The 12,328-nt window shown below is 30.8% G+C and carries 6 protein-coding genes; 1 reads left to right on the forward strand and 5 read right to left on the reverse strand.

Features of this window, described 5'->3' with window-relative positions:
* The 3 genes from ACRC28_RS13750 to ACRC28_RS13760 all read right to left on the reverse strand — a co-directional run.
* On the reverse strand, positions 1 to 181 hold a 181-nt coding region (locus ACRC28_RS13750; protein WP_438544016.1), incomplete at its 3' end, for a phosphoribosylaminoimidazolesuccinocarboxamide synthase.
* Entirely contained in the window at positions 181 to 660 is a 480-nt protein-coding gene (gene purE / locus ACRC28_RS13755) for a 5-(carboxyamino)imidazole ribonucleotide mutase (RefSeq protein WP_438544017.1), read from the reverse strand. The genes purE and ACRC28_RS13750, both read right to left, overlap by 1 nt.
* A gap of 15 nt (positions 661 to 675) precedes the next feature.
* The gene (locus tag ACRC28_RS13760; protein WP_438544018.1) at positions 676 to 4,413 is read right to left on the reverse strand and encodes a phosphoribosylformylglycinamidine synthase; all 3,738 of its coding nucleotides are present in this window, start codon (positions 4,411 to 4,413) and stop codon (positions 676 to 678) included.
* 272 nt (positions 4,414 to 4,685) lie between these two features.
* Between ACRC28_RS13760 and ACRC28_RS13765 the strand changes: the two genes are divergently transcribed.
* Positions 4,686 to 5,000 carry a DUF3784 domain-containing protein gene (locus ACRC28_RS13765; RefSeq protein ID WP_438544019.1) on the forward strand — a complete coding sequence of 105 codons (315 nt, stop codon included), beginning with the start codon at positions 4,686 to 4,688 and terminating at the stop codon, positions 4,998 to 5,000.
* Positions 5,001 to 5,184: 184 nt separating this feature from the next.
* Here ACRC28_RS13765 and ACRC28_RS13770 read toward each other — a convergent pair whose 3' ends face one another.
* The gene (locus ACRC28_RS13770; protein WP_438544020.1) at positions 5,185 to 8,133 is read right to left on the reverse strand and encodes an SH3 domain-containing protein; all 2,949 of its coding nucleotides are present in this window, start codon (positions 8,131 to 8,133) and stop codon (positions 5,185 to 5,187) included.
* Positions 8,134 to 8,312: 179 nt separating this feature from the next.
* Positions 8,313 to 12,203, reverse strand: coding sequence for an SH3 domain-containing protein (locus ACRC28_RS13775; RefSeq protein WP_438544021.1), 3,891 nt, complete (start codon positions 12,201 to 12,203; stop codon positions 8,313 to 8,315).
* Between the last annotated feature and the right edge of the window lie 125 nt (positions 12,204 to 12,328).

Here is a 12,328-nt window from a genome sequence, read left to right on the forward strand (position 1 = left end):
TTTCAAAAATCATTGAAGTTATTGCATTGTTTAAAATACCTTTATTTTCAATTGATGCTTTCTTTTCTCCATTAAAAGCTGTTGCATCATCTTTATAATGAACTATTACATTTTCCTCATTGTCAGTTCTAAAAATTTGTTTTGCTTTTCCTTCATAAAGTTTTTCATACATGTTAACCATTATAATTCCACTCCTTCACCATTTTCTTCAATAAATTTTCTTTTCATATCTTTTCTAAAATCTACTAATTTATTTTTAATCTCTGGATATTTTAATGAAAGCATTTGAAGCGCTAACATTCCTGCATTGTAACTATTATTTATTCCAACTGTTGCAACTGGAATAGATTTTGGCATTTGAACTATTGATAAAAGTGAATCAATTCCACCTATTGCAGCTTTAACAGGAACTCCTATAACTGGAAGTACTGTTTGAGATGCTATAACCCCTGGCAGGTGTGCTGCAAGACCTGCTCCTGCAATAATAACTTCACATCCTAAGTCTTCAATTTCTTTTATAGTTTCTTCTAATTTCTCTGGAACTCTATGTGCTGAAAGAATAAAAGCTTTATAAGAAACTCCAAACTCTTTTAAAGCACTAGCTGCTCCCTTCATTACCTCTGTGTCTGACTTACTACCAAAAAATATTGCTACTTTCATAAAATACACTCCTTTTTATTTAAAATAATTTATTCCTGATTTAAATAACTTCTGATCAAAATTTCCATCTATATTTTTATAAAGATTTTCTCCAATCCTTTCAGAATGAGCCATCTTACCTAATATTCTTCCATCAAGGCTTGTAATTCCTTCTATTCCAAGGCTTGAGCCATTTGGATTATAAGGCATATCCATAGAAACTCTTCCTTCTAAGTCCACATATTGTGTTGCAACTTGTCCATTTTTGATAAGTTCTTTTAATAAACTTTCTGGTGCTACAAACTTTCCTTCTCCATGTGATATTGGAACACTATGAATATCTCCTAAATTTACTTCATTAAACCATGGTGATTTTTTAGATACAACTTTTGTTCTAACCATTGATGACATATGTCTATTTATATTGTTATAAGTTAAAGTTCCCATATCTTCTTCAATGTCACAAATCTCACCATAAGGTAATAATCCTAGCTTCATTAAGGCTTGGAAGCCATTACAAATCCCTAGCATTAATCCATCTCTATTATTTAAAAGTTCCATTACTGATGCTCTTATTTTTTCATTTCTTAAAACATTTACTATAAACTTAGCTGACCCATCTGGCTCATCTCCTGCTGAGAATCCTCCAGGTAGCATTATAATTTGTCCTCTATCAATCTCTTTCTTTAAATCATCTATAGATTCTAAAAGAGCTTCTTTGCTATAATTTCTTAAAACAACTTCTGAAACTTCTGCTCCTTCTTTTCTAAAAGCATTTGCACAATCATATTCACAGTTTGTTCCTGGGAATACTGGTATTACTACTCTTGGCTTAGCTACCTTTATAATAGGTGATTTTTTTCCACTTCCTTCATAAAGAACAGTTTGAACCTTTTCTGAAGTTTTTTCAGTTTCTCTCTTAAACACTTTTTCAAGCTTTCTTTCATACTCTGTACTTACTACATCTAACTCTAGTTTTATATCCATTTCTTTATAGCTTATAGCTTTTTCTTCAACAGTTTGTCCTATTAATTTATAATTTAAACCTTCTAATATATCTAAATCTTTAACTTCTAATATAAAGCTTCCATAGTTAAATCCAAATAACTCATCTTTACTTAAATTTTCCACTTGGATTCCAATATTATTTCCAAGACACATTTTGCTTAAGCCTTCACATACTCCACCAAACTTAAGTGAATATGCACTTAAAACTTTTCCATCTAATATAAGCTTATTTAAGCCTTCTAAGTTAGCTTTAAACATTTCAGTATTTAAAGTTCCATCTTCTATCTTTTCTGATTTAACTAAAACCACTTTTGAATTTATTTCTTTAAACTCTGGTGATACTGCATCTTTAGCTTTTATCATTCCTACTGCAAAAGATACAAGTGTTGGAGGTACATCAATATCTTTAAAGCTTCCTGACATTGAATCTTTTCCACCTATTGCTGGGATTTTTAAATCCATTTGTGCTTTATATGCACCTAAAAGTGCTGAAAAAGGTTTTCCCCATCTCTTTGAATCTTCTCCTAATTTTTCAAAGTATTCTTGGAAAGTTAACCTTGCTTTTTTATAATCTCCGCCGATACAACAGAATTTTGTAATTGATTCTATAACTGAATAATATGCCATATGGAATGGACTCCACATAGAAAGCTCTGGATTAAATCCATATGTCATTATTGAAGCATCCTTACATTCACCTTGCTCTACTGGAATTTTAAATACCATTCCTTCAGCAGGAGTCTTAGCATATCTCCCACCTAAAGGCATTAAAACTGTTCTACTTCCTATAGTTGAATCAAATCTTTCTATTAATCCTTTTTTATCACAAACATTTAAATTATTTAAAGTTTTTATCCACTCTTCTTTAACATTTACATTTTCCTTATTGAATAGATATTCACTAGGATTTTTTACAGTTACATTAGTTTCTCCTGTAACTCCATTTGTATCTAAAAAGCTTCTTTTTATATCAACTATTGAAGTTCCTCTCCAATACATTCTTAATCTTTCTGTATCAGTAACCTTAGCTACTACTACTGCCTCTAAGTTTTCCTTTTTAGAAAGTTCTATAAACCTTTCTACATTTTCTTTTTCAACTACAACTGCCATTCTTTCTTGTGACTCTGATATTGCGATTTCAGTTCCATCTAAGCCTTCATACTTTTTAGGTACTTTATCTAAATCTATATCAAGTCCTCTGCAAAGTTCTCCTATTGCAACTGAAACTCCACCAGCTCCAAAGTCATTACACCTTTTTATCATTCTTGTAACTTCTTTATTTCTAAATAATCTTTGAATCTTTCTTTCTGTTGGAGGATTTCCCTTTTGAACTTCTGCATTACATTCATTTATGGATTCTTCATTATGCTCTTTTGAAGAACCTGTTGCTCCACCAATTCCATCTCTTCCTGTTTTTCCACCTAAAAGAATTACTATATCTCCAAGGCTTGGCTCTTCACGTCTTACATTTTCCTTTGGTGCTGCTGCAATAACCGCTCCAACTTCCATTCTTTTTGCTCTATAATTTGGATGATATACTTCATCAACTTGTCCTGTTGCAAGTCCTATTTGATTCCCATAAGAACTATAACCACTAGCTGCTCCAAGTGTTATTGTTCTTTGTGGTAATTTTCCACTTAAAGTATCTTCAATTTTTACTGTTGGATCTCCTGAACCTGTAACTCTCATAGCTCCATATACATAAGTTCTACCTGATAATGGGTCTCTTATTGCTCCACCAAGACAAGTTGCTGCTCCTCCAAATGGCTCAATTTCTGTTGGATGGTTATGTGTTTCATTTTTAAACATTAAAAGATATTCTTCTATCCCTTTTTCTGTTTCTACATTTATATTTATAGAACATGCATTTATTTCATCTGATATATCTAAATCCTCTGCATATCCTTTCTTTCTTAATTCCTTCATGCATATAACTGCTAAATCCATTAAGTTTATATCTCTAGTAGTATCATTTCCATAAACAAAATCTCTTGATTTTATATAAGCTTCATAAGCTTTTTTTACTGGCACTGTATATTTTCCTTCTTCTATTTCAATTTCTTTTATCTTCGTAGAAAAAGTAGTGTGTCTACAGTGATCTGACCAATAAGTATCAATAACTTTTATTTCTGTAATACTTGGATCTCTCTCTTCTCTTTCAAAATATCCTCTTATAAACTCTAAATCTTCAGATGTCATAGCTAAGCCTAATTCTTTATGGAATAGCTTTATTTCTTCTAAGCTTTTTTTAGTAAATCCATCTAAAGTTTGAACCATTGAAGGCTCATTATGATTGCTTTGAAGTTCTTTATCATAAATATTAACTTCTCTTGAATCTACTGGATTTATATAATATTTTTTAATCTTTAAAAATTCTTCTTCATTTATGTCTCCATTTAAAACTATAACTTTACTTGATTTTACAGCTATTTTATCACCACTAGTTAAAAGCATTAAACATTCTTCTGCTGAATCTGCTCTTTGATCATACTGTCCTGGTAAAAACTCTACTCCAAAAACTTTTTCATTTAGGTCTAAACTTAAATTTTCTTCATAAATATTATCTACAGGTAATTCTGAAAAAATAGTTTTTATACTTTTTTTATAAAACTCTTCACTTATATCACCAATAAGATACTTGTTTATAACTCTTACCTTTTTTAATCCTTGGATTGATAAATTTTCTCTTAAATCCTCTAAAAGTAATTTCCCTTCTACATCAAACTTTTCTTTTTTTTCAACAAATATAGTTCTAACTAAAGCCATTCCTTTTTCCCTCCAATAATACCGATTCTTTATTTTTACATATTATCCCTTGGTAATTTTAGGATAGCACCAGTTTTTTACAAAGTCAACTTTATTCTTAATTTTTTATTTATATTTCGTTATATAACAAACTTTTTATTTATTTTAAGTTTTATTTATTCGTATTTTATGAATTTATTTTACTTTTTTTAACTTTAAAGGTTTTTTAAGTAATATGTCGAATATATTATTTAAATATTTCAATGTACTTTGTAAAGGAGATTATTTATCTTATGAATGAAAACTTTTTAGCAGTTCTTATAATTGGATTTTTAGGTGGTGGACTTTTCACACTCCTTGGAGGGGTTATGGTAAAATTTAATGCTGGTGATATGCTTAGTAACTTTGACCCTAATATCCATGATAAAGATAAAGTTTCTATTTTTGTTGGAAAACCTTTTTTATATTCTGGTATTTCTATATTATTTTTTACTTTAATTTCATTTATATTTAAAACTTTTTTTCTTATTTTATGCCTTCAACTTTTTATTTTATTTCTTTGTTTAATAATCTGTATTTATAACCTTTCTTTTAAATGCAAAAAATAATTAAAGCGTGGTAAAAATATCTTTACCACGCTTTTAAGAATTTACTAAAAAGAGACTACATTTATCCATGTAGCCTCCCAATACTAAACCCTAACCTTCTGCCTATGAAGGTTATCTATAGTTTTTGTCCATTTTAAATTTTATATACCTGTAAAATTTTATCTATACCTAAATTCTATTTTCCCTACTTAACTCTATCGCTAGGTAACCATGCAGTAGAATTTTTATAATTTATTTCAGTCCATCCATTATAAGTTGAGACAACCTCTACTTTTGTTCCGTTATTTAAGCTTCCCATATAATCATCATTCCATGCTGGTCCACTTTGAACATATGTGTATCCTACAGAACCATTGTCTATTTTTCCTGTTCTTATAGTTTTTTGATTGCAATTTAAACTTGTATTTATTCTATTTCCAAGTACCCATGCAGTTCCATTTTTATATTCAATCTTATACCAACCTGCTTTTTTAGCTAGTATATTTACTTTTGTTCCGTTATTTATTGAACCTAAAACATTTCCACTCCATGAATTTTGATCTACTACATATGTGTATGATCCATTTTTGAAATCTATTGTTCCTGTTCCCATTAACTGTATTTTTGAAACTCTCTCACTTGGAAGCCATGCCGTAGAATTTTTATAGTTTATCTCAGTCCATCCATTGTAGCTTGAGACAACTTCTACTTTTGTTCCATTATTTAAGCTTCCCATATTATCATCATTCCATGCTGGTCCACTTTGAACATATGTGTATCCTACAGAACCATTATTTATATATCCTTCTGATAATACTTTTTGATTACAGTTTAAACTTGTATTTATTCTGTTTCCAAGTACCCATCCTGTTCCATTTTTATATTCAATCTTATACCAACCTGCTTTTTTAGCTAGTATTGTTACTTTTGTTCCGTTATTTATTGAACCTAAAACATTTCCATTCCATGAGTTTTGATCTACTACATATGTGTATGCTCCATTTTGGAAAGCTACTGTTCCTGTTCCTATTCCTACTAGCTGTGATTTTGAAACTCTATCACTTGGAAGCCATGCTGTAGAGTCTTTATAGTTTATTTCTGTCCATCCATTGTAACTTGAGACAACTTCTACTTTTGTTCCGTTATTTAAGCTTCCCATATTATCATCATTCCATGCTGGTCCACTTTGAACATATGTGTATCCTACAGAACCATTATTTATATATCCTTCTGATAATACTTTTTGATTACAGTTTAAGCTTGTGTTTATTCTGTTTCCAAGTACCCACCCAGTTCCGTTTTTATATTCAATCTTATACCAACCTGCTTTTTTAGCCAGTATTGTTACTTTTGTTCCGTTATTTATTGAACCTAAAACATTTCCATTCCATGAGTTTTGATCTACTACATATGTGTATGGTCCGTTTTGGAAATCTACAGTTCCAGTTCCTATTCCCACTACACTTGAACCTTGTAATCTATCACTTGGTAACCACCCTGTTGCATTCTTATAGTTTATTTCAGTCCATCCATTATAACTTGAGACAACTTCTACTTTTGTTCCATTATTTAAACTTCCTATGCAATCATCACTCCATGATGGTCCACCTTGAATTGAAGTATACCCTACAGTTCCGTTATTTATAACTCCACTACTTATTGGCTTTTCATTTTTATTTAATGATGTATCTAATCTATTTCCTGGAACCCATGCCTCTTTTCCATCAAAGGCTACCTTGTACCAGCCATGGCTTTCTCCAAGTATATTTACTGTAACACCTTTATTTATACTTCCAACAGTACTTGTACCTGCCCATGATGGCCCTGTTCTTGCATAAGTATAATTTCCTGAAGTTCCATTTACAGTTCCCATTCCTTCAATTTCATTATTTAATATTGAAACTCTGTATTTTGGCACCCAAGCTGATTTTTGTGATAAATTCCCATTGCTAGTATAGTAGTTTAATCTGTACCAACCATTCGCTTCTCCAGTTATTTTTACTGCAGTTCCATTATATATATCCGCTACACTTTTATTGTACCAAGTTGGTCCATCTTGGCTACTTGTATAATTTCCACCATCAAAATCTATATAACCCTTTTGATTTAAATCAGTTACATTTTCATATGGGCTTGAGAATTTAGGTGCTTGTCCATTTATTAGTGGTGCATATACATAAGCATATTGCTTATTGTATCTAATCTTAAACCAATCTCCAGTTTGACCTACTATCTTAACTCTTTCTCCATAAGTTAATGTTCCAACTATACTTGAATCAGTAGTTGGGCTTTTTCTTACATTAACGCTACCATTTGATGTACCAATAGTATAGTTGTAATTTTCCGGCATATCTGGAACATTATCTGGTCCACCAATATCTACATTGCCTGGTAATCTATAATAACATGTTGTTTTACTCGTATCATTTGCTGGAACCTCATGCTTATCTCTTGGATGGAAGTTTGAACCATACCATGAGTATTGATTATCTGCAACCCATGCTACACCCGCAGCTTTATTTGCCCATCCCATAAATACATAAGTATGTGCTTGCCCTGCAAAACATATATCTCCTGCTTCTAAAGTACTTAAATTTGTTTCTTTTTCCCAACCTAAAGAAGTTAATTCTCTTTCTAAATTAGTTGTATATCCAATATCCATTGGTATTTTTATTCCAATATTTCTAAGGGCTGATGAAACAAAAAACACACAGTTATTTTCTAATATTCCACCATGAGCTCCTACTGCCTGGTCTTCCGCTGCCCATCTGTTATCTGGATTCATTAAATAATTGTATAATTTTTCTTGTGTCTTAGAGTGAAAATCTGTTTGTCTCATTTTAGGACCTAGATTTTTATCATTAAAATAACTACTATGATTATCTCCATTAAATATAATACTAAACTCTTGTGTTCTTTGCTTTTGTGTAGTTTTTACCTCTTGACCTGTAAAAATATTTATCTGTCTAAGTTCTACACTTGCTTTTTCTTTTTCAATTTTTGTATTTTCTTTCCCTATATCACTAGTTTTTTCTTTTACTGTAGCTTGTGTATGATGTAATGATTGACCATAAGATTCCATTGGTTTTATTGTAATTAAAGCCCCTATTATACAACCAACAGCTATAATAGATTTAACTTTTGTTTTATTCATTATTTGACCTCACTTCATTTTAATACTTATGTATAAGTTATCATTTCAAGATTAAAATTCAATGAACTATTTAGAAATATTTAGTAAATTTATTAAATTTAGTTTAATATTCAATAAATACGATTTAATATAAAAATAAGCCTATTAATTTAATAATAAGCTTATTTCTAAATTCTCTCTTATGAAAATTGTGGTATATTAAATGTGAAATTATCTGTATCTAAATATAAATCTGAGTTTTCTTGTATTATACTTGCAATTTCTTCTCCATAATTCACTTCTGATGCATATTGGTGCCAAATATCTCCTGCCGGTGCATTTATATATCTTATTTCAAATGGCGTATTTTGTGCTATATCTGAATTATGAACATAATTTGCTGACAAGAATTGTGCTGCGCCCTTTAATGCACTTGCCACGCTTGTCCAACCATGGTTATAAGCATATGTTGTACCTAAAACAGTTGCCTTATTTGGAAAATATCCATTTGAATCATCTGCTCCAATTCCAAATAAATCATATACAGTTACTGGATTAGGTAGGTTTATCATCTGATATCCTACTAAATTTCCATTTTGATATATTGGTGCATTTTCATTTGCTATTTGTGTTATAGTTATTCCTTGTGCAAAATTACTAGTTCCCCAACCAGTTTCAAGTGCTGATTGTGCTAATAAATATACTGGATCAAGATTATACTCTTTAGCTGCATTTATAAACCCTTGTGCCTGCCCTGAAAATACTCCTTTTCCTTGTAAAAGTTGTTGGAATTTTTCATAGTTTACAGCTCTATATCTATCAACTCTTAAGAATTCATATTTTGTCTGTGCATCTGCTGGATTTACTGCATTTGAAATAGCCTCTTCTGCATTATTTATTTGACTTTGACTTAAATCTCCTCCAAAGCAATCCTCATAATTTTGGACCTCTTCATTTACATAATTACTCATAGACGTTCCATAATTAACGTATTTATATGTTGTATTTCCACTTGGTTTTTCAAAACTAACTCTATTTTTTAATACCCATGCTGTTCCATTTCCATATTGTATTTCATACCATTTCCCATTTTCCGCTACAATATTTATTTTAGTTCCATTATTTAATTCATTTACAAAATTATAATTCCATGATGGTCCACTAACAATATCCGTAAAATCCCCACCTGTAAACTTTATATATCCTGTCTTAATTATAGGATTCAATCCCTCATTAAGATTTGTGTTAACTCTGTTTTTTAATACCCATGCTACCCCATCACCATTTTCAATTTCATACCATTCACCTTGTTCTCCAGTAATAGTTACCTTTGTTCCATTTGTTAATGTTCCAATTAACCCCGTATCCCAAGCTGGTCCTTTTTGTATATCTGTATAAGGTCCTCCTGCAAATGTTATTACCCCTTCACCTAAAACCTGATGAGCTTTAGTATTTACTCTATACTTTAATACCCATGCAATTCCAGCTCCATCTTTTACTTTATACCAGTCTCCACTTTCACCTATTATATTTACAACCGTTCCATTTTGTAAATCACCTAGATAATCTGAATTCCATGTTGGTCCACTCTGTATTGCTGTATGTGTATTTCCTTCAAAATTTACGATTCCTGTTTGGATTACTTTTTCTCCAATTCCAGAGTCCACTCTATTTTTCAACACCCAAGCAGTCCCATCTCCATTTTTTATTTCATACCAGTCTCCACTTTCTCTAATTATAGAAACTTTAGTTCCATTTGTTAGTTCACCTACAAAGTTTGACTCCCATGTTGGTCCGCTTTGTATATCTGTAAATGGACCTCCACTAAAATTGATATAACCAGTTCCTGATACATCTCCATTTAAAATTGTGTTTATTCTATTTCTAAGAACCCAAGCTACCCCATCACTATTTTTTATTTCAAACCAATTGTTAGTTTCTCCAACTATTGAAACTTTAGTTCCATTTGTTAGTTCACCTACGAAATTTGATTCCCATGTTGGTCCACTTTGTATATCTGTAAATGGTCCTTCTGCAAAGTCTACTATTCCTGTACCTAATACTTTCATATTCACACTTGTTGATACTCTATTTTTCAATACCCATGCAGTTCCAGTTCCATTTGTTATCTCAAACCAATCTCCATTTTCTCCAACTATTGAAACTTTAGTTCCATTTGTTAACTCTCCTACAAAGTTTGACTCCCATGTTGGTCCACTTTGTATATCTGTAAATGGTCCTCCACTAAATTGAATTATTCCAACTCCATTAATTTTTTCATTTGTTGTAGTATCACTTTTCTTTTTGCTAGGCTTTACCTGTGTTTGCTTATTTGAATTTGTAGTTACTCTATATTTTAATACCCATGCTATAATATCTCCACTTTGAACTTCATACCAGTCTCCACTTTCTCCAATAATATTTACCTTTGTTCCATTTTGGAAGTCCCCTAAATATTTTGAGTTCCATGTTGGTCCATTTTGTATTGCTGTATGTGTATTTCCTTCAAAGTTTATAACTCCAGTATTTAATATTTTTTCATTTAAAATTGTATTTACTCTATACTTTAATACCCATGCTACAGTATCTCCACTTTGAACCTCGTACCAATCTCCACTTTCTCCAATAATATTTACCTTTGTTCCATTTTGGAAGTCTCCTAAATATTTCGAATTCCATGTTGGTCCATTTTGTATTGCTGTATGTGTATTTCCTTTAAATTCTATAACACCATTTCCTAAGACTTTTCCATTATTCATTGTATCTACTTTTTTGACTGTTTGAGTTGTTTTTTTCGCCTTTTGTATATTTACTCTATACTTTAATACCCAAACTATATTATTTCCACTTTGAACCTTGTACCAATCTCCACTTTCTCCGATAATATTTACCTTTGTTCCATTTTCTAAATCCCCTAAGTATGTGGAATTCCATGTTGGTCCACTTTGTACTGCAGTATGTGTATTTCCATTAAAATCAATAATTCCAGTTCCTAGATTTTCATTTGTTGTAGTTGACTCTTTAGTTCCAGTTATATTATATGGTTTGCTTATTTTCGGTGCACTTCCATTTATATAATTTGCCCAAACATATGCTGTTTGACCATTATAATTTATCTTATACCAACTACCTGCTTGTCCTAAAATTTGAACTCTTGTTCCTTCAGATACAGTTCCTATAATGCTTCCATTTAAACTTGCACTGTTTCTTACATTTAAATCTGAAACATTTACTGTTCCTACTTTATAATCATAATTTATAGGCATGTCCACTTTATTTGGATTTCCTCCAACTGTATATGTGCTTGGCAGTCTATAATAACATGTAGTTGGACTTACATCTTCACTAACTTCACTATGTTGTGTTCTTGGATGAAAGTTTGTTCCAAACCATGAGAATTGATTGTCACATACCCATGCGATGCCTTCTTCTTTATTTGCCCATCCCATAAATACATACGTATGTGCAGTTCCTGCAAAACAGATATCTCCTGCTTCTAACGTACTTAAATCTGTTTCCTTTTCCCATCCTAAGCTTTGTAATTCATTCATAAGATTTGTTGTATATCCTATATTGTCTGGAATATTTATTCCTATATTCCTAAGTGCTGAAGAAAGGAAGAATACGCAATCATTATAAATATCTCCATCATGTAATCCTATAGCTTGATTTTCTGCTGCCCATCTATTATTAGGATTCATTAAGTATTTATATAGCTTTTCTTGAGTTTTAGAATGAAATTTTGTTTGCTCCATATCAGGACTTACATTCTTCCCATTATAATATGTCATATGATTTGAACCGTTAAAAACAACATTCAATTCTTGTGCATTTTCTTCATTTGTTGTTTTTATTACTTTTCCAGTTAATATATTTACTTTTTGAAGTTGTAATCCTTTTAGATTGCTTTCTTTTCCTGTTTCTTCCTCTTTATTCGATTCACTATCACTTTTCTTTAAACTTTTAGTTTTTTGCTTAATTTCTTTATGATGTATTGTTGCTCCAAAGCTTGCTGTTGCTGGCTTTGCAACTATTGCTGTAGCCATTGTCATACTTGCTGCAATTAACATAGAAATTTTATTGTTTTTCATAATAGTCTCCCCTGATTTTCAATATTATAGTAAGAATACTATTTTTTTATTAATATTCACGGAAAGTTATTTTAATTTTGTATTAACTTTTATACTTTTAAACCTTTACCTCTTTAATTTTAATA

The sequence above is a fragment of the Clostridium sp. genome, from assembly GCF_051650885.1.
In the GTDB taxonomy this organism is placed as follows: Bacteria; Bacillota; Clostridia; order Clostridiales; family Clostridiaceae; genus Clostridium.

Bases quoted from the DNA above. Each gene is read 5' to 3' on its own strand.
- purE (WP_438544017.1), bottom strand. From the start codon at position 660: ATGAAAGTAGCAATATTTTTTGGTAGTAAGTCAGACACAGAGGTAATG.
- ACRC28_RS13760 (WP_438544018.1), bottom strand. From the start codon at position 4,413: ATGGCTTTAGTTAGAACTATATTTGTTGAAAAAAAAGAAAAGTTTGAT.
- ACRC28_RS13765 (WP_438544019.1), top strand. From the start codon at position 4,686: ATGAATGAAAACTTTTTAGCAGTTCTTATAATTGGATTTTTAGGTGGT.
- ACRC28_RS13770 (WP_438544020.1), bottom strand. From the start codon at position 8,133: ATGAATAAAACAAAAGTTAAATCTATTATAGCTGTTGGTTGTATAATA.
- ACRC28_RS13775 (WP_438544021.1), bottom strand. From the start codon at position 12,203: ATGAAAAACAATAAAATTTCTATGTTAATTGCAGCAAGTATGACAATG.